The sequence below is a fragment of the Corynebacterium alimapuense genome (genome assembly GCF_003716585.1).
Classification (GTDB): Bacteria; Actinomycetota; Actinomycetes; order Mycobacteriales; family Mycobacteriaceae; genus Corynebacterium; species Corynebacterium alimapuense.
Genome location: NZ_PTJO01000004.1, coordinates 345,931 through 367,830, shown reverse-complemented (window position 1 = coordinate 367,830; position 21,900 = coordinate 345,931). Strand labels below are relative to the sequence as shown.

The 21,900-nt window shown below is 59.3% G+C and carries 26 protein-coding genes; 19 read left to right on the top strand and 7 right to left on the bottom strand.

Translation table 11 applies throughout. The annotated features are described in order from the left end of the window. Positions 1–37: 37 nt before the first annotated feature. The 4 genes from C5L39_RS07010 to C5L39_RS06995 are packed head-to-tail and all read left to right on the top strand — an operon-like array spanning position 38 to position 1,901. Positions 38–373, top strand: a complete 336-nt coding sequence (locus C5L39_RS07010; RefSeq protein ID WP_165858004.1) for a WhiB family transcriptional regulator — start codon at positions 38–40, stop codon at positions 371–373. Between the two features lie 24 nt (positions 374–397). Beyond that, positions 398–550, top strand: coding sequence for a Sp36 family protein (gene sp36, locus C5L39_RS07005; protein WP_123048158.1), 153 nt, complete (start codon positions 398–400; stop codon positions 548–550). Positions 551–555: 5 nt separating this feature from the next. Continuing rightward, positions 556–1,014 carry a RidA family protein gene (locus C5L39_RS07000; RefSeq protein WP_123048157.1) on the top strand — a complete coding sequence of 153 codons (459 nt, stop codon included), beginning with the start codon at positions 556–558 and terminating at the stop codon, positions 1,012–1,014. A 59-nt stretch (positions 1,015–1,073) separates the two neighbouring features. After that, the gene (locus C5L39_RS06995; protein ID WP_123048156.1) at positions 1,074–1,901 is read left to right on the top strand and encodes an MBL fold metallo-hydrolase; all 828 of its coding nucleotides are present in this window, start codon (positions 1,074–1,076) and stop codon (positions 1,899–1,901) included. Positions 1,902–2,009: 108 nt separating this feature from the next. Here the strand turns inward: C5L39_RS06995 and glxR are convergent, their stop codons facing one another. Both glxR and C5L39_RS06985 read right to left on the bottom strand, forming a co-directional pair. Beyond that, positions 2,010–2,693 (bottom strand): CRP-like cAMP-activated global transcriptional regulator GlxR, encoded by a 684-nt coding sequence (gene glxR / locus C5L39_RS06990; protein WP_123048155.1) that lies wholly within the window; start codon positions 2,691–2,693, stop codon positions 2,010–2,012. A gap of 186 nt (positions 2,694–2,879) precedes the next feature. After that, entirely contained in the window at positions 2,880–3,068 is a 189-nt protein-coding gene (locus C5L39_RS06985; RefSeq protein ID WP_123048154.1) for a hypothetical protein, read from the bottom strand. A 32-nt stretch (positions 3,069–3,100) separates the two neighbouring features. Here C5L39_RS06985 and nth point away from each other — a divergent pair, with 32 nt between their 5' ends. From nth to C5L39_RS06965, 4 genes are read left to right on the top strand one after another with little or no spacing between them, the layout of a single operon-like run. After that, positions 3,101–3,805 (top strand): endonuclease III, encoded by a 705-nt coding sequence (nth, locus tag C5L39_RS06980; protein ID WP_123048153.1) that lies wholly within the window; start codon positions 3,101–3,103, stop codon positions 3,803–3,805. Next, entirely contained in the window at positions 3,802–4,398 is a 597-nt protein-coding gene (locus tag C5L39_RS06975) for a TlpA family protein disulfide reductase (protein ID WP_123048152.1), read from the top strand. The genes nth and C5L39_RS06975 overlap by 4 nt, the downstream gene beginning before the upstream one ends. Next, a complete protein-coding gene (locus tag C5L39_RS06970) occupies positions 4,391–5,161 on the top strand; it encodes an NUDIX hydrolase (protein WP_123048151.1) in 771 nt (256 codons plus the stop codon). The genes C5L39_RS06975 and C5L39_RS06970 overlap by 8 nt, the downstream gene beginning before the upstream one ends. Positions 5,162–5,191: 30 nt before the next feature. Then, a complete protein-coding gene (locus C5L39_RS06965; protein ID WP_123048150.1) occupies positions 5,192–6,385 on the top strand; it encodes a MarP family serine protease in 1,194 nt (397 codons plus the stop codon). On the opposite strand, the gene C5L39_RS06960 is transcribed toward C5L39_RS06965, so the two are convergent. Next, the gene (locus C5L39_RS06960; RefSeq protein WP_123048149.1) at positions 6,382–7,314 is read right to left on the bottom strand and encodes an alpha/beta fold hydrolase; all 933 of its coding nucleotides are present in this window, start codon (positions 7,312–7,314) and stop codon (positions 6,382–6,384) included. The genes C5L39_RS06965 and C5L39_RS06960 overlap by 4 nt on opposite strands. A 98-nt stretch (positions 7,315–7,412) precedes the next feature. Next, complete coding sequence (locus tag C5L39_RS06955) at positions 7,413–7,916, bottom strand: phage holin family protein (RefSeq protein ID WP_165858003.1); 504 nt, start codon at positions 7,914–7,916, stop codon at positions 7,413–7,415. 96 nt (positions 7,917–8,012) lie between these two features. Here C5L39_RS06955 and C5L39_RS06950 point away from each other — a divergent pair, with 96 nt between their 5' ends. Then, a complete protein-coding gene (locus C5L39_RS06950; RefSeq protein ID WP_123048212.1) occupies positions 8,013–8,711 on the top strand; it encodes a hypothetical protein in 699 nt (232 codons plus the stop codon). A 14-nt stretch (positions 8,712–8,725) separates the two neighbouring features. Here C5L39_RS06950 and C5L39_RS06945 read toward each other — a convergent pair whose 3' ends face one another. After that, positions 8,726–9,553, bottom strand: coding sequence for an HAD family hydrolase (locus tag C5L39_RS06945; RefSeq protein ID WP_123048147.1), 828 nt, complete (start codon positions 9,551–9,553; stop codon positions 8,726–8,728). Between the two features lie 454 nt (positions 9,554–10,007). On the opposite strand from C5L39_RS06945, the gene ssd reads away from it, so the two are divergent. From ssd to C5L39_RS06910, 7 genes are read left to right on the top strand one after another with little or no spacing between them, the layout of a single operon-like run. Beyond that, complete coding sequence (gene ssd, locus C5L39_RS06940) at positions 10,008–11,126, top strand: septum site-determining protein Ssd (RefSeq protein ID WP_123048146.1); 1,119 nt, start codon at positions 10,008–10,010, stop codon at positions 11,124–11,126. Next, on the top strand, positions 11,123–12,262 hold the full coding sequence (locus C5L39_RS06935) for a TadA family conjugal transfer-associated ATPase (RefSeq protein ID WP_123048145.1): 1,140 nt from the start codon (positions 11,123–11,125) through the stop codon (positions 12,260–12,262). The genes ssd and C5L39_RS06935 overlap by 4 nt, the downstream gene beginning before the upstream one ends. After that, a complete protein-coding gene (locus tag C5L39_RS06930; protein WP_123048144.1) occupies positions 12,259–13,038 on the top strand; it encodes a type II secretion system F family protein in 780 nt (259 codons plus the stop codon). Before C5L39_RS06935 ends, C5L39_RS06930 begins: the two co-directional genes overlap by 4 nt. Further along, a complete protein-coding gene (locus tag C5L39_RS06925; protein ID WP_123048143.1) occupies positions 13,035–13,595 on the top strand; it encodes a type II secretion system F family protein in 561 nt (186 codons plus the stop codon). The genes C5L39_RS06930 and C5L39_RS06925 overlap by 4 nt, the downstream gene beginning before the upstream one ends. A 34-nt stretch (positions 13,596–13,629) precedes the next feature. Further along, positions 13,630–13,818 (top strand): DUF4244 domain-containing protein, encoded by a 189-nt coding sequence (locus C5L39_RS06920; RefSeq protein ID WP_123048142.1) that lies wholly within the window; start codon positions 13,630–13,632, stop codon positions 13,816–13,818. Positions 13,819–13,823: 5 nt separating this feature from the next. Further along, the gene (locus tag C5L39_RS06915) at positions 13,824–14,117 is read left to right on the top strand and encodes a hypothetical protein (protein WP_123048141.1); all 294 of its coding nucleotides are present in this window, start codon (positions 13,824–13,826) and stop codon (positions 14,115–14,117) included. After that, positions 14,114–14,428, top strand: coding sequence for an Rv3654c family TadE-like protein (locus C5L39_RS06910; protein ID WP_123048140.1), 315 nt, complete (start codon positions 14,114–14,116; stop codon positions 14,426–14,428). Before C5L39_RS06915 ends, C5L39_RS06910 begins: the two co-directional genes overlap by 4 nt. Here the strand turns inward: C5L39_RS06910 and C5L39_RS06905 are convergent. Then, entirely contained in the window at positions 14,388–16,769 is a 2,382-nt protein-coding gene (locus C5L39_RS06905; protein WP_123048139.1) for a DEAD/DEAH box helicase, read from the bottom strand. The genes C5L39_RS06910 and C5L39_RS06905 overlap by 41 nt on opposite strands. A 266-nt stretch (positions 16,770–17,035) precedes the next feature. Between C5L39_RS06905 and C5L39_RS06900 the strand changes: the two genes are divergently transcribed. Continuing rightward, a complete protein-coding gene (locus C5L39_RS06900) occupies positions 17,036–17,239 on the top strand; it encodes a cold-shock protein (RefSeq protein ID WP_123048138.1) in 204 nt (67 codons plus the stop codon). A gap of 169 nt (positions 17,240–17,408) precedes the next feature. On the opposite strand, the gene C5L39_RS06895 is transcribed toward C5L39_RS06900, so the two are convergent. Then, positions 17,409–18,053, bottom strand: coding sequence for a DedA family protein (locus C5L39_RS06895; protein ID WP_123048137.1), 645 nt, complete (start codon positions 18,051–18,053; stop codon positions 17,409–17,411). A gap of 221 nt (positions 18,054–18,274) precedes the next feature. Here C5L39_RS06895 and topA point away from each other — a divergent pair, with 221 nt between their 5' ends. Further along, complete coding sequence (gene topA / locus C5L39_RS06890; protein ID WP_123048136.1) at positions 18,275–21,283, top strand: type I DNA topoisomerase; 3,009 nt, start codon at positions 18,275–18,277, stop codon at positions 21,281–21,283. A 3-nt stretch (positions 21,284–21,286) separates the two neighbouring features. Continuing rightward, positions 21,287–21,892, top strand: a complete 606-nt coding sequence (locus C5L39_RS06885) for a lysoplasmalogenase family protein (RefSeq protein WP_123048135.1) — start codon at positions 21,287–21,289, stop codon at positions 21,890–21,892. Positions 21,893–21,900 lie beyond the last annotated feature (8 nt).

Below are 21,900 nucleotides of genomic sequence, written 5' to 3'. Positions count from 1 at the left end.
GGCCTCAAGAATGAGAGCCAGTCGAAAGGAGCGCATGATGGCTGTACCAATTACTGGAGAGACCCTCAGTTCCTCGGACGATCAGTCGACTCTCTGCCTGGAGCGCGGTGAATGGATTACGCAGGCCAAGTGCCGTGCTGGCGATCCGGACGCCCTCTTCGTTAGAGGTGCTGAGCAACGCAAAGCCGCAGTAGTTTGTCGGCATTGCTCCGTGGTCTTGGAATGTCGGGCAGATGCCCTAGATAACCGCGTTGAGTTCGGAGTGTGGGGTGGCCTGACTGAGCGTCAACGTCGTGCCCTGCTGCGCAAAAATCCCCATATTACTAACTGGGCCGAGTACCTAGCCGCAGGCGGGGAACTCGAAGGGGTCTGACCTGAAATAGGTAAGGTAGTCGCCATGACTACTTGGGAATATGCGACCGTTCCATTGCTGACACATGCCACCAAGCAAATCCTCGATGCTTGGGGCGAAGACGGCTGGGAGCTCGTCAGCGTCACCCCCGGCCCGAACCCGGAAAATGTTGTGGCGTACATGAAACGGGAGAAGTGACTCCTGTGACCAACTCTGAGCGTTTGGCACAGCTAGATATTGCCCTCCCCACCGTGGCGGCCCCGGTCGCTGCCTACGTTCCAGCCATCCGCACGGGCAATCAAGTGTGGACCTCTGGCCAGCTGCCCTTCGTAGCGGGCGTGCTGCCGGCCACCGGAAAGGTGGGCGCTGAGGTGACTGCAGAGCAGGCTCAAGACTATGCCCGGATTGCGGTGCTTAATGCGCTGGCGGCGGTAGATGCTCTGGTAGGCATCGATCAGGTCACTCGAGTGCTGAAGATCGTCGGTTTCGTCTCTTCCGCAGAAGGATTCACCGGCCAGCCAGGCGTGGTTAACGGTGCTTCGAATCTGGTGGGGGAGATCTTTGGTGAGGCTGGTTCACATGCCCGCTCCGCAGTCGGGGTAGCGGAGCTGCCACTGGGCTCGCCGGTAGAGGTAGAGCTGATCGTGGAGATCGCAGACTGATCGCCGGTCTAGGATCGCTCGGTTCGGCGGGTATCGCAATCAAGGCTAAACTGGTCGGCATGGAGCATCCTGCCTACAGTCAGCTTCGACCGGTCACCGAGTCTGTGTCCGTTGTCCTGTGTCCAAACCCGGGTTATGCATCCCTCGAGGGGACCAACTCGTGGATAGTCCGTGCGGAGGGTGATCCCCACAGCATCGTCATTGATCCAGGCCCCGAGGACGAAGGCCACCTTAATGTCCTCGGCGCCAAGGCCGGTGAAGTGGCAGTGACACTGCTTACCCACCGCCACCATGACCATGCCGATGGGGCGCATCGTTTCCGTCAGCTCACCGGTGTTCCGGTTCGCGCTTTCGACGCCACCAGCTGCGAGGGTGGTGGTATCGCGCTGACCGACGGGGAGGTTATCTCTGTCGAAGGTGTCACCCCGCAGATCGAAGTCGTGGCTACCCCAGGCCATACCGGCGACTCAGTCTGCTTTTTCGTCTGGTCTGGTGTGCCTGGTGAATCCGATCTTGAGGGTGTCATTACCGGTGACACCATCGTCGGCCGCCACACCACAATGATCTCGGAAACTGACGGAGACCTCGGCCAGTACCTTGAGAGCCTTCAGCTGCTGGAGGATCGCGGCCAGGGCATCATGCTGCTGCCCGGGCATGGTCCGGAAGGCCAAGACCTAGCGGCCTTTGCTCGCAAGTACATCGACCGTCGTGTCTACCGCCTCAATCAAATCCGAGAGGTCCAAGCCCGTCTGGGCAAGGATGTGGATCTGAAGACCTTGATCGATGAGATCTACGATGATGTTGATCCAGTTTTGCGCCACGCTGCTGAGCAGTCCACGCGAGTGGCTCTGCGTTACCTCGAGCGTGAGAGCTCAGAGTCTCTCTGATAGCTAGTCCCTGCTAAAACCGCTAAAGCCCGCGAACTACTGTTCGCGGGCTTTTGATGTGCGCTGTTGCCAGCGCGGGGATGAGCTTAGTTGCTCTTAGCGTTGCTCTTAGCGGGCACGCTTAGCCAAGTACTCGGTGTTAACGATGAGCACCGACTTGCCTTCTAGTCGGATCCAGCCTCGGTGGGCGAACGTGGCCAAAGCCTTGTTCACGGTCTCCCGAGAAGCGCCGACCAGCTGGGCGATCTCTTCCTGGGTGAGGTCGTGGTTGACCCGCAGGGCGCCGCCTTCCTGGCTGCCGAAGCGGTTAGCCAGCTGCAGGAGCGTTTTAGCTACGCGGCCGGGGACATCCGTGAAGATGAGATCCGCCAGTGAGGCATTGGTGCGACGCAAGCGACGAGCAAGTACCCGCAAAAGTTGCTGGGCGATCTCCGGGTAGTCAGTGACCCATTGCCTGAGCATCTCCGAGTTCATTGTTGCGGCGTGAACTTCGGTGACACAGACCGCAGAAGACGTACGCGGGCCGGGATCGAAGATGGAAAGTTCACCGAACATATCGGATGGGCCCATGACGGTCAGGAGGTTTTCTCGACCGTCCGAAGCATGCCTAGCGAGCTTCACTTTGCCGGAGGTGATGATGTAGAGGCGGTCGCCTGGTTCACCCTCTTCGAAGATGGTGGTTCCTCGGGGGTAGCGGACGGTTTCCATATCTTTGGTCAGGTTGCTCACGGCAACCGGATCAACTCCCTGGAAAATTCCAGCTCGGGACAGGATCTCCTGTACACCTTCCACTTAACTACTCCTCGATGTTGATCGACGTCGCGCCGGGAGAACCCTGATGTGGGTGGCCCGACGGGCAACCGTGACTCTCGGCGCAGTGTGTTTCTAACCACTTTAGCGTGGAATCGGTCACTTGGGCGGTTTCCGAGTTAAATTGTCACAATTTCCGTGAAAGATACTATCTTACTGGGGTGATTCTTAGCCATTCTCGGATGTCGTATCTCCATGCGTCTCTGAGTCCGTGGGGGCGTCATCCTCTGCCTGCGTTTCCGCATGTTGGGGCGCCTCTGGAGAGCGTGGAGACAGGATTGCTGATTCCAAACGCTCCATCTGCAGCGCGAACAGAGCTATAACAATCGGCGCTGCAACAACTAGAACCATGGTCATGGGGGATCATTCTAGTGGTTAAACTGGCGAGTATGTCCTTTACTCCGCGTGACCATCGCCGCCCCGGTTCCCATCCAGCGGCTAGGGGCCAGGAAACAGACTTAGGGCGCACTCGGCGGGCTCGGCGGATCAACCGGACACTTGCCCAGGAATATCCGGATGCCCGCTGCGAGTTGGATTTTCATAATCCGCTAGAGCTGACCGTGGCTACGGTACTGTCCGCCCAGTGCACGGACGTCCGAGTCAATCAGGTCACCCCGGAGTTGTTTCTTCGCTATCCCACTGCGGCTGACTACGCGGCTGCCACACCTGCCGAGATCGCGGAGATTATCCGACCTACCGGCTTCCAGCACTCCAAAGCTCGGCACTTAGTGGGGATCGGGGAAGCACTCGTCGGGCGTTTTCATGGCCAAGTCCCCGAGGCACTCGATGATCTAGTGAGCCTGCCCGGAGTAGGGCGCAAGACCGCTCATGTAGTCCGAGGAAACGCCTTCGGACTACCAGGTCTGACCGTGGACACCCATTTCTCTAGATTGGTACGTCGGCTGCTGCTGACTACCGAGACCGATCCCGTCAAAATTGAATATGCGTTAGCGTCCATGATTGAAAAGAAGGAGTGGACGATGTTCTCTCACCGGTTGATTTTCCATGGGCGGCGGGTCTGTCACTCTCGGAACCCGGAATGTGCCCGTTGCCCGATTGCCTATGATTGTCCTTCGTTTGCGGAGACCCCATGAAAAAACAGCTCATCTGGATAACCATCGCAGGTCTCATCCTGACGGTGGTAGTCATCGTGGCGGCTGTGGCCATGCTGGGCAGTATCAACTCCTCATCGGAATCAACCGCAGATCCGGAGGCTTCGATCGACGATGTTGCTCCCGAGGCGCTTGTTGAGCAGCGGCCTGATTGTCCCTCGACCGGAATCGGAGGGGTAGATCTGGAATGCCTCGGCGGTGCCAACGGCGAGGCTGCCCAAGACGCGGGCACCACGGTGGTCAACGTATGGGCTTGGTGGTGTGGGCCCTGCCGTGATGAGCTGCCGCATTTTGATCAATTTGCTGCCGAGCATCCGGAATACGACGTTGTCGGCGTTCATGCTGATACCAATCCAGGTAACGGTTCTGCCATGCTCAACGAGCTGGGGATTGAGATGCCCAGCTACCAAGACGATGACAATTCCTTCGCAGGTAATCTCGGACTGCCCGGGGTCATCCCCATTACCGTCGTGTTTGTTGATGGCCAGCAGGTGGGAATGTTTGCCACTCCCTTTGACTCCGCAGCTGACCTTGAGACGGCCGTTGCCGGAGTCGTGGGAGATGTGAATGGTTAATTTTCCGCTCAACGACCAGCCCGGCAGCAACTGCGAACTACGCCCCGAGCACGCCCCGCGCTGGCTCAACGGCATGATTGAAGCAATCCCCAGCTCACGCACGCACGTCGATGTTCGCGGCGTCGATTCGCGGGGTCTACAAAGCCCGCGTAGCGACGCCCGTCGGGCCGCTGTTCTCATGCTCCTGGCCGGCTCCGATCACGGCGGCGAAGGACTCCCCGATGACGCGACCATCGTGCTGACCCACAGGTCACCGACGATGCGTTCGCATTCCGGCCAGATTGCTTTCCCCGGCGGACGAGTAGACCCCATCGATGCCAACCCCGTCGATGCGGCGCTGCGCGAGGCCTGGGAGGAAGTCGGTCTCGACCGCGGTGAGGTCACCCCGATGGCCGAGCTCGATGTTGTTCATATCCGGCCTTCCGGATATCCAGTTCACCCAGTGCTGGGCTATTGGCACAGTCCGTCTGCGGTGGGTGTTGCCAGCCCCGCCGAGACCGATGATGTGTTCTCCGTGCCGCTACAACAGCTCATCGATCCGACTAACCGGCTGATGGTGGGCTGGGCTGGATGGCAGGGACCAGCTTTTAAGGTCAACGATTATCTGGTGTGGGGGTTTACCGCCGGCTTATTATCGGCGATGTTGGATGAAGCCGGTTGGCAGCAGCCGTGGAATCGCAATGAGACTCTGAGCCTGGAAATTGCGTTGGCTAACTCTCGTAATAATGAGCCACAGGTTAAACAGGTACGATTTTCTGGGTAACCCTTTTCTGGAGAAAGCACCCCTTCGCCCGTGACACCTGCACTGATCGTTGATGGACTCATCGTCCTGGCTCTCGCGTTGGCTATTGCCAGCGGGTGGCGGCAGGGAGCTTTCGCCTCGATTCTGTCGACCGTAGGCGTTCTCGCTGGCCTCATCATTGGTTCGGCGCTGGCGCCGTGGGCGATGCAATTTAGTGATGTCTCTGCCCTGCGGTTCCTACTCGGGCTGGGCACCGTGATCATGCTGGTCGGACTAGGGAACATGGTCGGCGGGATGCTGGGGTCCTCCGTCCGTGACCGGATGCGCCTGCGTGCTTCACAAACGCTCGATTCCGCCGTCGGTGCAGCTTTTTCTGCCGCGGCTACGCTCTTGGTTATCTGGCTGGTATCTATTCCGCTGGCCTCGGGATTGCCGGCTCAAGCATCCCAAGGCATTGGCCAATCTCGGATCCTGGGTTTTGTCGACCGCAACGCGCCTTCGGGGCTCAACCAGCTTCCCAACGAGATTTCCGCCGCGCTCGATGAATCCGGCCTACCACCGCTGTTTTCTCCCTTCGACCAACCTGAGGTCCGCGAGGTTGAGGCGCCCAATATCCAGGTGGAAGATACCGAGCTCGTTGAAGCGATGCGCCCCTCGGTCATCCACGTGTTGAGCAGTTCAGATACCTGCCAGCGTCAACTCTCCGGCTCTGGATTTGTTACCTCGCCTGATTATGTAATCACCAATGCGCACGTGGTCGCTGGCACCCAGACCGTCCGCTTAGACACCGTCCTGGGCGTTCGTGACGCCGAGGTGGTCTATTACAACCCAGAGGTCGACGTTGCGGTTCTCTACTCCCCAGAGCTCAATCTTCCCACCCTGCCGTGGGCTAGTGACGCTGCTGTCTCCGGTGATGATTCCATTGTGATGGGCTTCCCAGAGTCCGGTCCCTTTGAAGCCGCTCCAGCTCGCATCCGAGACAAGATGGTTATCGCCGGACCGGATATCTATGCCGCCGGGCGCATTGAGCGCGAAGCCTATACCGTCCGTGGCACCATTCGGCAGGGCAATTCTGGTGGGCCGCTGGTGAACACCGACGGGGCAGTATTAGGACTGGTCTTTGGCGCCAGCACTGATCAGACTGATACCGGCTACGCATTGACCGCAGCGGAAGTTCAAAGCCAGATCGGAGATATCACGCTGCTGAACACGCCAGTTGATACCCGAGAATGCGTCGGGGCTTAGAGCCTACGGCCGAGGAAATCGACGATCTTGGCTACCAGCACGGCGGGATCTTCGAGCTGGGGCAGATTCTTAGTCCGAGGGACGATGGCAGTAGATACCGGCCCAGATACTCGTGACTGAGAGCGGATGGTGAGATGCCGCCACGCCCGCACATCAGGATGGATGAGCAAGCTTGGAGCCGCAACCTTTCCGTCCAATGAGCGAAGGGGCACCGCGGCGGTCAGCAGCCGATTATTACGAACGATGGCAGGCAGCGCATTCCCGATCTCTGCTGACTTTTGCCGCAGTTCCAGTACCTCATCAAAGGCTGGAGTCTGCTGGAATCGACCGTCGGTGTTGAGCCGAAGTTGCCTGCGATAGGCCATCGGAATTAAACCTGGAATCCGGCAGAGCACGGAGGCAGGCAGCCGGGAGAAGGTACTGCGAACCAGCAACCAGGGAAAGTTCCATGGTCGAGCGGCAATCGCCCGACGCAAATCCGTCGGATGGGCAGAACTAATCGAGACCAGCGCGGCCACTCGTTCTGGATATTGGGCCGCCAGCGTCCAAGCGATAGCGCCGCCGGTGTCTGATCCGACCACCACTGCGTTGTCATGACCCATGGCCAGAATCAGACCAGCGATATCGCCAGTGGCTGTTCGCAGCCCGTCACCAGCGGTCCCGGGCGGTTTATCGGACATGCCATAGCCACGGGCGTCGACTGCCGCAACGTGGAATCCAGCTGCCGCCAAAGGCTCAATGACCTCGCTGAACTCGAACCAGCCGCTGAAGGAGCCATGCAGGAGCACGATGAGTGGGTTGGTGTCCTCCCCAGCTGTGGCTACGTGCAAACGCACACCGCGGGTGTGTACCAATTCATGTTCGTAGGAACCCGATAGCTCCACGACAGACGGCGGGAGGGGTCGGTGACGCTGACGGCGTGTGCTCACTGATTCCTCCTTCAATGCTGGCTAAAAGACTTGGTCGGATCATCGGAAACTCCGCCCGGTCCAGAGGACAACGAGCGGAGTCTAGTGGCCGTGCAGTACTAGCTGTAGAGGCCCTTGTTCTTGGGCTCCAAGTTCTCAGTGGCCTTGCCGGGGGTGAGCTTGGTGAGCTCATTGACCGAGGCAATGGTCTTTTTTGGAGCTCCCATCTTCTTGATCTTGCGCCACCCAAATAGTGCCAGGGCGGCGGCTAGGACGAGCATGACCAAAAAGACGATCAGGAATGCTGCCCAGCGCTGCAACCACACAGAGAGCAGCTCGGCGGCAAAGAAGAAGAAGAAAAAGGAGCTATAGAGAGCGATGGTGCCAGCGACGGCGAACAACCCGCCACCCAAAACACCCTTCTTGGCCTCGCCGGCCAGCTCAGCTTTGGCTAGTTCCAGTTCGGAGCGAAACAGATCGGACATCTGCGAGGTGGCATTCGATACCAGCTCTCCGATGGATCCTTCTCCCTTGGGGGAGGTATCCACGTCGCTCAGCGGAATCGAGTTGACCCGTGGGGTGAAATCCTTCGGGCCGTCGGTGAAAAGTCCGTCTTTGCTCACGGTGTGCCTTCCTGCTGCAAGTTTCATGCTTTTTCAGCTAATAGTGCCACGGATCCGCAGCGATTGCGCAACCTCTCACACGTTATCGTAGTAGATATGTCCGAGGCTGACCCGCAACATCCCCTTCTTACCCTCGGTGATCTGGCAAAGTTGGCCGCTGAAGCCACTGCCGCGATTGCCGCTGTCCACCGGCGACCGGTCTCGCTCCGCCGCTCAGATCTCACCGGTGCAGAATCAGTACTGCGTGGGGCTCGCACCTCCGCGTTGATTGATGACCCTGCTACACGCCTGATCGACGAGCCCACTGGGGTCCTCGGCTCAGCTATTAGCGTTTATGGATTGCTGGCTCCAGACCGGCTCCAAACCTCTGCCGGAATATTTGGACGGGCCCCCTTGCAGATCCTGGCCCGGATGGATGTGCTCTCTGGTGGTGAGGGGATTCCCGAAGACCCTTCCAACACCAAGAGGTTGCATCACTTGGCCACGGTGATCACCAGTGAAAGTCTTCCCGCAGCATTGCTGCCGCAGGTAGTACACGGGGAGATCCTTGGTCGGCAGATCTTCGGAGAGCGTTCTGGAACCATCGCTCGGGCAGCCTCCAGACTGGCAGCAGTCGCCGACGGATTCGATCCGCGTGGGTTGGCAGTGCCTGAGCCTTATCTATCGCGACACCGAGGTAGCTACCTAGAAACAGTAGCTACCTTCGATCAGAATCCAGTCGCTTTTATGGAGCTGGGATTGCGCTCCTGGATTGCTGGAGCGCAAGAAGCAGAATCCATCGCCCGGGCAGTATGATCCCGGCCTGTGGGTCACGCTGAGCCAGGGCGTCCCCGTTGGGCCCACCAAAAGCCGCCGACCGTCACTGCGGTCACTGCGGCGACCACACCTGCGCCAATGCTGACTTCCCGGCTCGAGGGCATCTGAAACAGCGGCACTGGATCTTTGAAGGTACGGATTTCCCAACTGTTTTTTAGTGCGGCCTTTTTCATCAATCGATCGGGGTTGACTGCGACTGGGTTACCCACGGCCTCGAGCATGGGGATATCAGTCGCAGAATCTGAGTAGGCGTAGCTGGCTGCGAGATCGTAGTTATGATCTCGGGCCACCTTCGCGATCGCTTCTGCTTTAGCAGGACCTTTGCAATAAAAGAGGATATCGCCGGTGAAATGCCCATCAGCTACTTCGAGTTCAGTGGCAATGACGGTAGCTATGCCCAGTTCTTTGGCGATGGGGTCAACCAATTGGGAGGCAGAAGCCGAAATGATGATCACATCATGGCCGGCGTTGTGGTGGAAGGCGATGAGCTCTCGTGCTTCGGCATAAATCGCTGGGGTGACCACATGGTGCATGGTGTCCCGGGCGATGTTGCGGACCTGTTCTACCGACCAACCAGCGACCATGGAGGCGAGCTGGTCTCTGGTGGCATCCATTTGTTCACTGGATTGTCCAGCAACCATGTAGGTAGCCTTGGCTAGCGATAGTTGCAGGGCCTCGGCGGGAGTGATGAGCCCGTTATTCATGAACTCGCGGCCAAAGGCGAACGCGGATGAGGTGGCGATGATGGTCTTATCCAGATCAAAAAAGGCTGCCACGCGCCGGGTGGTGGCCAGCTCGGTAGATCCCGACCAAGTTGTCATGGACAATGAGTCTAGTTTGCCCTTCTGTGAAAAGTAAGTGTGTCCGCTGGGAAATTTGGGACTGAAGTTTCTAAAGGGAATATCGAGACTAGAGATCAGATCGTTACCAGCTGTTAGCTGTTAATCCGGCAGGGCGTTGGGGCGCCATATGTTTTCTATTGTCTCCACACTGAAGGTGTGTCATAATTTAGTGTGCAAGGCCCCGATATACCGTGCGGCCTGCCCCGGCCACCCCCCCCGTGCCGGGTTATTGACGGCCCGCGCACACCCCCCCGAGGCGCGGGCCGTCCCTAAATTTCTCATCCGCTAGCTTGCCCTAGCTCATCTCTGCGGTGCCATCGATGCGCCAGGATTATCCACAGCGAGATGTTGAGCAATCAACAGATCCGTAGGTTATCCACAGTCGCTGCGGTTGTGCCTTGTGCGCCCTCACCTGGGGAGAGAGGGTGAGGGTATGAGCGAAACTAGCCACCGACCGGCCAGTGATCAGGCCTATATCCTCGTCGCTGTCGGTGATCCCGTTCTTCATCCCGAGGCCACCCACGTGGCCGCAGCAACCGGTTTCGGCGTTATCGATACCGCCGATCCGCGGGAGATTAGTAGGCTTCACTCCCGCGCCCACGCGATCTTGTTCGATGCCGAGACTGCCGCCCACATTGCCACTCTCACCAGGCGTCCAAGTCTGTTCCTCCTCGCGGCAGATCCCGGCCCTCTTGATTGGCGGGCGGCCCTTTCCTGCCATGCCGAGCAGGCCTATCTTCTTCCCGCGCAGGCCGCGGAGCTTCTCAGCGCTCTAGGTCATGCCGCAATGCCCAGAGCTGAACCCAGAACGGACGAGCCTTCAGCAGCGTGGACTGCTACTGGCACTCTCATCGCAGTCACCGGTGCGGTTGGCGGAGCTGGCACCTCGACGTTGGCGGCGGCTATTGCTCGCGAAGCAGCTCACGATCATGAGGTCACGCTCATTGACGGTGTGGACAATTCCGGCGGGCTTGATCTGTTGTTGGGATTGGAAGAAACCCCCGGTGCGCGGTGGCCGGATCTGCGACTAGGGGAGGGGCTGATTGCCGCTGAGGACCTGCGCGCAGCACTGCCAGCCAGTAGCGATGGCATCGCGGTGCTTTCTACTGCGCGCAGCACTTTGGCAGATCCCTTCCGTCTGGACCATCGTTCCCTTCGCCCAGTCTTGGACTGTCTGCGCGAATTTTCTGGAGTAACAGTCATTGACCTTCCACCAGGCGGACACGTGGGCGAAGAAACGATCATCGATGCCTGCGACTTAGCAGTTCTACTCATCCCAGCAGAGGTCCGGCCAGCTGCCGCCGCAGCCAGAATCGTGGCCGACCTCCGGAAAAGTCGGACCACGCTGCTGGGAATCGCCCGGCATCGAGGCTGGTCTGGCCTAGATGAGAAGGATCTGGCGAAGATCTCCCATTGCGATATCACCGCACAGTTGAGTACTTTCTCCCGTTTGCCCAAAGCTGTTGAGCTTTCTGGTCTGCCTTCCCCGCTGCCGCGGCTCTTGGCTGCAGTTGCTCGAACCGTGCTCGAAGAAGCAGGGGCACGGGCATGAATACGCCAGGGTTGATGGAACGAGTACAACGCCGGTTGGTTGATTGCCCAACCGCGGCTACCGATGCCACTGAATTGGCTGGTCTCATCCGTGAAGAGGCAGGGGTTATCTCCGATGTCGATGTCTTAGCGCTGCTGCGCCGGCTTCGTCATGATTCCACCGGACTCGGAGCGCTGGAACAGCTTGTCAACATCGAAGGAGTTAGTGATGTCGTAGTCAACGCTCCAGACCAAGTCTTCTTTGATCGCGGCCACGGCCTAGAACGCGCAGACCTGAGCTTTTCGGATGATTCGGAAGTACGCCAATTGGCCACCCGGCTGGCTATTGCCTGCGGAAGGAGACTCGATGATGCCCAACCTTTCGCTGACGGCCGACTGACTCGATTAGACGGCAGCATCGTGCGCCTCCACGCGCTGTTGTCCCCACCAGCGGACACCGCTACCTGCCTGAGCTTGAGAGTTTTGCGCCAGGCCACCACCACCTTGGATCAGCTGGTGGCACGAGGAACATTATCGGCCGATATCGCAGCGGTATTGCGCGCAATCGTCCGCGATCGCCGGGCTTTTCTCATCGTCGGCGGCACCGGAACAGGGAAGACCACAATGCTCTCTGCCATGCTCGCCGAGGTGGATCAGCGCGAGCGCATCTTGTGCATCGAAGACACTGCTGAGCTTCGGCCACCACATCCCCACGTGCTCAATCTGGTGGCCAGGGCCCGGAATATTGAAGGCTCCGGAGAGATCACCATGTCCGAGCTATTGCGACAAGCACTGCGCATGCGCCCCGATCGGATTGTGGTCGGGGAGATTCGCGGCGCCGAGGTCGTGGATCTTCTCGCCGCGCTCAACACCGGCCACGATGGCGGTGCTGGGACCATTCATGCCAACCGGCTAGCGGAAGTGCCTGCCCGAATGGAGGCACTAGCCGCGCTTGGCGGATTGGATCGAACATCGCTGCACTCCCAGCTTGCCGCAGCGATGGACATCGTCGTGGTGATGGATCGAAGATCCGATGGGAAGCGTCGAGTTCAGCAACTCGGAGAGCTCAGGGGAAACCCAGTACACGCCAAGGTGATGTGGGACGCGGACCAAGGGCCGCTGGCTGGTTTCGAACAATTCCAAGGAGAGCTGGGATGAGCTCGCTGGTCTTGCTGAGCATGGCGGCAGCCATCTTTCTGCCCTCCCCAGCCGGACGGGTGTTAGTTAGTAGCCCTGGGCCCCGGATCTATCTGTGGCTGCCAGCGATAGTCGGTCTTGGAGCGGGATCGTTCCTGATCATCGGAAAACTGAGCGTTGTGCTCGCTGCGGTGATCGCCGCCGGTACTGCCGCTTGGACTCTTCGAGATATTCGGGCACGAGCCAGTAGCAAACGCCGAGAAGCCGCCGCTGCAGCTTTCCTTGGTCATCTCAGTGGCCAGCTGCGCGCAGGGTCCACGATCGCTACCGCGGTGGTGCGCGCCGCTGAAGAAGTCCCAGAGAGCGCACCTGCCGAGTTCTCAGCAGCGGTTGCTGTCGTTGCAGCACAAGCGCGCCGGGGTGGTTCTGCTGCGGCCACACTGCTCGAGGAATCAACTACAGCACCGGAACTTGCTGGCCTGGGGAGGCTCTGGGGTCTGGCCGATCGGCACGGTTTGCCGCTGGCCCCGTTGGTGGAACAAGCACAATCTGGCATCGATGTACGTGTGCGTCATCGCAATGCCATCTCTGCGACGCTGCAGGGACCGCAGGCTAGCGCCATCACACTGACGCTCTTGCCGGTGGCGGGTATCGCCATGGGCAGCGCAATGGGGGCTGATCCACTCGGGTTACTCCTTGGCGGTGGACTCGGCGGAGTGTTGTTAGTACTCGGGCTGAGCTTGGTCTGTACCGGATTTATCTGGTCGAGAAAGATCATCGGGAAGGCTGCCCAATGAGCCTGCTACTTATTGCCCTGGCATTGCTGATTCCCGCCGGAAGAGTAGCTCAGCGACTCAATATCCGTGGGCCGAAGACTCCACGCGATGGGCCGAGGCCACATGCTCCACGGCTTGATCGATTGGCTGTGGCCGCCGATATTGACCTGTTTGCCGCCTGCATTCGAGCGGGACTTGCGGATGCTGAGGCCACCGTGGCTTTGGCTTCGGTGGGTACCGATGAAGCAACCCGGAAGCACTGGGACACCGTTGCTGCCTTGCTGCGGATCGGGGTTCCCGCCGATCGTGCGTGGGCGGAAGTAGAAGGACTACCTGGGCTGGGAGAACTCGCCGGCCTAGCGAAGATCTCCCAGCAATCAGGATCGGCGATGGCTCAAGCAAGCGAACGGATCGCTCGTGGCCTGCGAGCCGAAGCCATCGATGAAGCCACAGCTCAAGGAGAACGCGCCGGAGTTCTCATCGCACTCCCGCTGGCTGCGTGCTTTCTACCCGCCTTTTTTGTCCTAGGTCTGGCCCCCGTGGTCATCAGCTTGGGATCGACCTTGTTAACCGGATAGTCCCATCAGCAGATTCTTAGAAGGAGAAACCACCATGAACATCCACCATCAAATTCACGCCCTGAGCAGCAATGACGAAGGAATGTCCACTATTGAGTACGCCATGGGCTCGCTCGCGGCAGCAGCCCTGGCCGCGGTGCTTTATGCCGTGGTCACCACCGGCGGTGTTTCAGATGCCATTGAATCCATCATCACTGATGCACTGTCTAACTCGCCGGGCTGATCGTCATGCTGTCCAATGACCGCGGGTCGGTCAGCGTTGAAGCCGCCCTGGCACTGTTGAGTCTGGTGGTGGTCTGCGGATTGGTTATCGGCGCTATTCAGACGATGGCCGTGCACCTAGTGGCAGTTGATGCCGCAGGTGCCGCAGCCAGGGCCTATGCCATCGGAGTGGACTACGTACCACCGCTTGGGAAGGTAGATATTGCCGAATCTGCCGGTCTGGTCACCGTGACCGCGAGTATCCCCGCGGTCTACGGGACCATGAGTCATACCGCGGTGTTTCCCATGGAGCAGCCGTGAGAGATTCCGAGGCCGGATATGCCACCGTTGCCACTGCTGGTTTTGCCGCGGCGCTGGTAGCCGTGTGCGCAGCAGTGGGTGGTGCTTGTGCGCTGGTGATTTCCCACCACGAAGCCAAGGTCGCCGCAGACTTGGCGGCAGTGGCCGGCGCCTTTGCCCTTTATCGCGGTGCGGATGGATGCACGGTGGCTGAAGCAGTGGCTGGGGATAACGGGGCGTCGATTAGCTCTTGTGAGATTGTCGGCAGTGATCTCACGGTGGCAGTAAAAATCAGGGCAGTTCAGGTGAGCTCGACGGCTGGTCCGGTTTAGCCGTCATGGTGACTAGCGCTCCCAAGAGCTTCAACGCAGCTGCCTTATCCAACGGATTATTGCCATTGCCACATTTGGGCGATTGCACGCAGGACGGGCACCCAGATTCGCATCCGCAGGAGCGGACTGCCTCGAAAGTAGCCTCGATCCATTCCGGGAAGCGCTGGAAGCCGGCATCGGCAAAGCCAGCTCCACCAGGGTGACCGTCGTAGACAAACACAGTGGGCAGGTTGGTGTCTTGATGCAACGCAGTGGACACTCCACCGATGTCCCAGCGATCACAAGTAGCAATCAGCGGCAGTAATCCAATGGCTGCGTGTTCGGCAGCGTGCAGTCCACCGGGGATGTCCGCGGCTGTGATTCCCATGGCGCTCAACGCCAATGGATCGATCGTATAAGCCACTGCCCGGGTGGTTAGCCGCTGCTCTGGCATTTCCAAGGCCACCAGATCGGCGGTGGTGCCGTCGGCAAGCTTGACCACATAACCCACGACCCGGTCAGTGACTTCTACCTCGAGATTGGCCACCCACAATCCGGGTGAGTAATTAATCAACTCATCGTCATCGGGTTTACTCAGTACTCTGATCTCGGTCTCGGTGCGAGCAATGGTGAAATAGTCCGGGTTTGCGGGACGGGCCAGCGCTAGATAATCCTCGAAATCGAGTTCCTCGATGACAAAGCTCTGCCCCTGATGGAGATAGGCCGCGCCGGGATGAACCTGGGTTGCCGCGCGCGCAGAATCGATGGAGCCGAGCAGCCGGCCATCGGAGACATCGACAATCATGATCTCCTCACCGCTGCCGCCCCGAATCTGCACTGCGGAATGTGCGGTCTCTGGGGAGAGCTCGCCAGGCGGTAGGGGAGTGGGAAACCAGCCACGGGCCCGACGCCGGAGCAGTCCGGCTTCCTCCAGCTCTGCGACGACCTCCCCGGCCGAGAAATCATCGATATCTTGTTCGCTGAGGGGCTGCTCGATGGCCGCACAGTAGAGGTGACTGCGCAGGACAAAGGGATTCTTCGGATTAAACACGGAGTTTTCTACGGGACGTTCGAGCAAGGCTTCCGGATGGTTAACCAAGTAGGTATCCATTGGCTCATCTCGGGCAACCAGCACCACTAAGGAGCCTTGGCCGCGCCTTCCAGCGCGCCCGGCTTGCTGCCAGAAGCTAGCCACCGTGCCGGGAAACCCGGCAGTGACCACGGCATCGAGACCACCGACGTCGATACCCAACTCCAACGCATTGGTGGTGGCGACACCAAGCAGGAGGCCTTCATCGAGGTCTTTCTCGAGTTTTCGACGGTCTTCGGCTAGATAGCCGGCCCGGTAGGCAGCGATCCTGTGGGCGAAATCAGGTCGCCCCAAAGCCGAGAGGCCTTCCGCGGCGCGAAGTGCCACTAATTCCGCTGATCGTCGGGAACGGACGAAAGTCAGTGTCCGGGCGCCTTCTGCCACCAGTGTTGCCATGATCTCGGCAGCCTCGGTGGTGGCCGCCCGGCGCACTGGGGCGCCATGTTCACCTTCAGCCCCATCGATAAAGCTTGGTTCCCACAACATGATGGTCCGTGCGCCAGTAGGTGCGCCGTCTTCGGTGACGGCTCGGACTTGCCTGCCGATGAGGTTGCTGGCGTGGGCCGCTGGGTCAGCGGTGGTCGCTGAGGCCGCGATCACCGTGGGATGAGCGCCATAGTGGGCGGCGATCCGCAGTAGCCTGCGCAGCACTAAGGCCACGTTTGCTCCGAATACCCCTCGATAGGTGTGGCATTCATCGATGACAATGAAGCGAAGATGGCGCAGCAGCCGGGCCCAGCGCTGATGGTTGGCCAGAATCGACGAATGCATCATGTCAGGGTTGGTAAAGACCATCCGGGTCAGTTCTCTAATGCCGGCCCTGGCTTCTGCGGGGGTATCGCCGTCGTAGGGGGCGGGGTGGACGCTGCGGAGATGGTCAATCTCGCTGGTTATCCGGGTCACTGCGGCTAATTGATCGGAGCCGAGCGCCTTGGTGGGGGTTAAGTAGAGGGCACAGGCGGAAGGGTCCTGCGCGAGGGCGGTGAGGATGGGCACTAAGTAGCCGAGTGACTTCCCGGAGGAGGTTCCAGTGGCCACGACAACGTCGATTCCTTCGTGAGCCAGCTGGGCAGTTTCGGCCTGATGGCTAAAGAGCCGTGGAATCCCCACCCCCGTGAGGTGGGTCACTAATTCCGGGTCTGTCCATTCCGGCCAAGGTGCAAAGCTGGCGGGTGAGGCGTCGATGGAAGTGGAAAAGGTGCAGGTAGAAGCCGGAAAGGTGTGAATGATCGCCTCTGAGAGTTCAGCACCTAAGCTGTTGCTTCCGTTCATTTACGTACCCCTGTCTGCGGGGTTAGAGGTGCCAATTCTTTCCTGATTTCTGGCAAGACTATCGCGGATGACTGATTCGTGACACACTGGGTGCTGGTCGCGGTTTCTGTGCGTTACGTTTACGTGCTCGCAAGGGATTTATGACGCGAGCACCCGTGGTCCCTCTCCCATAAAGAGGGGTTGTTAATCGGGGGTTCGATTTCGACCCGGACGTCGGCAGATGCTGACGCCGTACCAATCTCCATATCAAGAAAATAGGTTTTAACATGGCACAGGGCACTGTGAAGTGGTTCAACGCTGAAAAGGGCTTTGGATTCATCGCTCCCGACGACGGCTCCGCCGACGTCTTCGTTCACTACTCCGAGATCCAGGGCAACGGCTTCCGTACCCTCGAGGAGAACCAGCAGGTCGAGTTCGAGATCGGCGAAGGCGCCAAGGGCCCGCAGGCTCAGGCTGTCCGCGCTCTCTAAGGCTGACTTCTCTAAAATTCGCTCCAAAGAGGTAATGCTCTAAAGAGGAAACTCAGCCTTGTTGCTGACGTTCGATAATGGCCGTTCATTCCCGCTTTGTGGGGGTGAGCGGCCATTATTGCTGCTTAAAACAGGTTGAGAACGGCTCTACATCAGCTTGTAAGTCGCGCTAATTGGGCAGTTTAGGGGCGGAATCCGTCGCTTCTTGCCGGGCGTCGCGCCAGCGGAAGAACCGGCCTTGAAGAACTTGGATAGATAGGCCTATGACGGTGCCTAGAGTAATGCCAAGCAGCATTCCTAGCAGGGGATAGTCCTGCAGTAGCCAGCCGCCGAGATAACCGATGAAGGTAACCTGCGTGGCCCAGATTATGACCCCGATGGTGTCGTAGATAAAAAACCGCAACCAGGGGTAACGGACAGATCCGAGTGTGATCGTCATAAACCACCTAGCCCAGGGGATAAAACGGGCCACAATGATGGTGGTCGCGGCGTTTCGCTGGATATTTTTTCTGACCCACTCCACGGTCTTTCCCCGGGTAGATCTATCGGGGATGCGTTCTACGACACCGATCAGGCGGGTGCCCATTAGATAGCAGATATTGTCGCCGATCACGGCGGCAATCACAGCAACCTGGATGACTATCCAAACGTTTGGTACCCCTTGACTGCCTGCCCAGGCGCCGGCCAGTGTCAAGATAGCCTCACTGGGGATCAGCGGGAACAAGGAATCGGAGATAACGATCAGCCCGAGCACTGGGTAGAAGATCGTTAAGCTCATGAGGGCCTCCACCCAAGCCACGATCTGATCAGTCATTTGCTTGAGTGTAATGGGCAATCTGGTACTCCCGCTTGGGGAGCAGGTGGCCTGATATGGGGGGAGCAATCCACGCCACTGGCTAAGCCGATCGCAATGGGGCCATTAAATACTGTGTACGGTGTTCTGCAGAACCGGGACTCAGCTAGAGTCACCCGAAAAGAATGGGTGTTACCCGTGGCACATGCAATGTCTCAGCTAAATGAGAGGGAAGATTTCCCGTGGCAGCAGTGAAAGGATCAGGGAAAAAGACCCTGGTCATTGTGGAGTCGTCGACTAAGGCCAGGAAGATTCAGCCCTATCTAGGGTCGGATTACATCGTCGAGGCCTCGGTCGGGCATATCCGTGACCTGCCTCGGGGGGCTGCGGACGTGCCCGCCAAACACAAAAAGGAACCGTGGGCGCGCCTAGGTGTGGACACTGAACACGGTTTCGCACCGTTGTATGTGGTCAGCCCCGATAAAAAGCGCAAGGTCGCAGACCTGAAAGCCAAGCTCAAGCTTTGCGATGAACTGCTGCTAGCCACTGACCCCGACCGTGAGGGCGAGGCTATTGCCTGGCACTTGCTTGAGGTGCTCAAGCCCAAGGTGCCGGTGCGGCGCATGGTGTTCAACGAGATCACCAAGCCGGCCATTCTTGCCGCTGCGGAAAATACTCGTGAGCTTGATGCCAACTTGGTTGATGCGCAGGAAACCCGCCGTATCCTCGACCGGCTCTACGGCTATGAAGTCTCCCCGGTGCTGTGGAAGAAGGTCATGCCGCGGCTGTCGGCTGGCCGCGTCCAATCAGTGGCCACGAGGGTCATCGTGGAGCGTGAACGCGAGCGGATGGCGTTCATCTCCGCAGATTATTGGGATCTTTCGGCTGAACTAGACACGGGCAATACGGACAATGATCCGAATAATCCGCGTAATTTTAAGGCGAAACTAACCACGATCGATGGTCGCCGAGTTGCCCAAGGTCGCGATTTCAACGATCAGGGACTGCTCACCGGTGACGCGCTGGTCGTCGGCAAGCAGCAGGCCGAAGCCTTGTCGCAGGCGCTCCAGGGCGCTGCGCTGAACGTAGCCTCGGTGGAGGAGAAGGTCTACACCCGTCGCCCCTATGCGCCGTTTATGACTTCCACGCTCCAGCAGTCGGCGGGGCGCAAGTTGCAGTACACCTCGGACCGGACCATGCGTATTGCGCAGCGGTTGTACGAAAACGGCCACATCACTTATATGCGTACTGACTCGATTTCGCTCTCGAAGCAAGGCTTAGCCGCTTCGCGCCAGCAGGCCAAAGAGCTCTACGGCGCTGAGTACGTGGCAGATCAGCCACGCCACTACGCACGTAAGTCTAAAAATTCCCAGGAGGCACACGAGGCGATCCGCCCAGCCGGCGAGCGTTTTGCTACCCCCGGTGAACTGCACTCCCAGCTCGACGCCGAGGAGTTCAAACTCTATGAGCTGATCTGGCAGCGCACCGTCGCCTCCCAGATGTCAGATGCCAAGGGCACCTCGCTCAAGGTCACCATCGCGGGCACCGCCGCCACCGGTGAGACCGCGGAGTTCTCCGCCACCGGCCGCACCATTACCTTCCCAGGCTTTTTGCGCGCCTATGTCGAGACCACCCGGCAGGAAGATGGCCGCGATGTCGATGACAATGCGGAGAAGCATCTGCCCAACCTGGCTGAGGGCGATAGCCTCACCGCCACCGCCATCAAAGCCGATGGTCACTCCACCAACCCGCCAGCTCGCTACACCGAGGCCAGCTTGGTTAAGAAGATGGAAGAGCTGGGCATCGGTCGTCCCTCGACGTATGCCGCGATCATCAAGACCATCCAAAACCGCGGCTATGTCATCCCTCGTGGCAATGCATTGGTGCCCAGCTGGGTAGCCTTCGCGGTCATTGGCCTGCTGGAGAAGAACTTCACCACGTTGGTTGACTACGACTTCACCTCCTCGATGGAGGATGAACTCGATGACATTGCCGCCGGGCAAGAGGATCGCACCGCCTGGCTGACGGGCTTCTATTTCGGTAACACCGAGGCCTCAGAAAACATGGCCGAGTCCATCGCCCGCAGCGGTGGGCTCAAAGCCCTGGTCGGCGATAACCTCGAGCATATCGACGCTCGCTCGGTGAACTCTCTGCGTCTCTTCGACGACGAGCAGGGCCGTCCGGTCTATGTGCGCGTCGGCCGTTATGGTCCTTATATCGAGCGCAAGGTCGGTGAGCAGGACGGTCAGCCGGAGTACCAGCGCGCCAACCTTCCGGAGTCGACCACCCCGGATGAGCTCTCGCTGGAATTAGTAGAGAAGCTCTTCGCCACCCCGCAGGGCGGCCGCGAGCTGGGGGTTAATCCCGCCAACGGTCGAATGGTGGTGGCCAAGGAAGGTCGCTACGGACCCTATGTCACCGAGATCTTGCGCGAAGATGAGCGTGAGCGTGCGGTGGCCCAGGCCGAGGAAATCGTGATTAAGGAGCGCGCTGAGGAAGATGCTCAGCGTGCTGCCGATGGCAAGCGGGTGAAAAACTGGGAGACCAAGACCGCGGCTGCACAGAAGGAAAAGCGCATTGTCGCTTTGGTAGAAGAGTCCCTTAAACCGGGTACCGCCTCCTTGTTCGAGTCAATGTCCCCGGCCGAGGTCACCTTGGAGCAGGCTCTGAAGCTGCTCTCCCTGCCGCGCGAGGTCGGAATCGATCCCGCTGACGGTGAACTCATCACCGCGCAGAATGGTCGCTATGGTCCGTATCTGAAGAAGGGCACGGATTCGCGTTCGTTGGCTGATGAGGAGCAGATCTTCACCGTCACCTTGGACGAGGCTCGTCGGATCTACGCCGAGCCCAAGCGACGGGGACGTGCGGCGGCTAAACCTCCGCTGAAGACTCTCGGTGACAATGACGTCTCGGGCAAGCCGATGACGGTCAAGGACGGCCGGTTTGGCCCCTATGTCACCGATGGCACCACCAATGCCTCGTTGCGCAAGGGCGATAGCCCAGACACGCTCACTGACTCTCGTGCCAATGAGCTGCTCTCGGAGCGCCGCGCCAAGGAAGCTGCTGAGGGTGGTGGAGCTCCGAAGAAGTCGCCAGCTAAGAAGACGGCTGCCAAGAAGAGCCCGGCTAAGAAGACGGCTGCTAAAAAGACCACGAAGAAGACCACGAAGAAAACCGCTAAGAAAACTACAGCCAAGCGTCCGACTAAGACCACCAAGCGTGTGATCAAGGCCGGAACGCGGAAGAAGTAGCAGGTGAGATTGCCCTATCTGGTGGCTGGCGGATTATTCGCGTTATCCCGGGCCATTGGTAGCGATCGATTGCGGGTGGTGGCTAAACCACTACTGATGCCGCTGCTGAGCCTGCAGATAGGGCGCCTGCCCCGCGCTGACCGCGCCATTGCGGTCACGGGGCTGGGCGGAGCATGGATCGGCGATCTTATGTTGCTTCGCGACGATCGTTTACTCCCCGCCGCGTTTGCCTTCGCTGCCAATCACGCCGCCTGCCTCACCCTGCTGCGACGTCGCGGGGCCAAGTTTCACCCGCGACAGGTACTAGCTCGTGCATTACCGGTGGCCATCGCAGCGCGGCTGGCTGGTGACCGTTTGCCATTGGTGGTGGTCTACGGCGGAATGGTTGCTGCGGTATCCGCGCTGGCGGCAGATCCTCAGTTGCGGGGGCGTGGCCTGGGCTTGGGCGGAAACCTCTTTTTACTTTCTGATTCTCTGATTCTGGTGCGTACGATAGTCGCTTCCGCCGGCACTACCAGTGTCGCGGTGGATCGGATATTAGATTCTTCGGCGGCCGTGACCTATGCCGGTGCCCAGCAGCTCCTGATCGAAGGACTTCGCACGGACTAGCGTGGAGG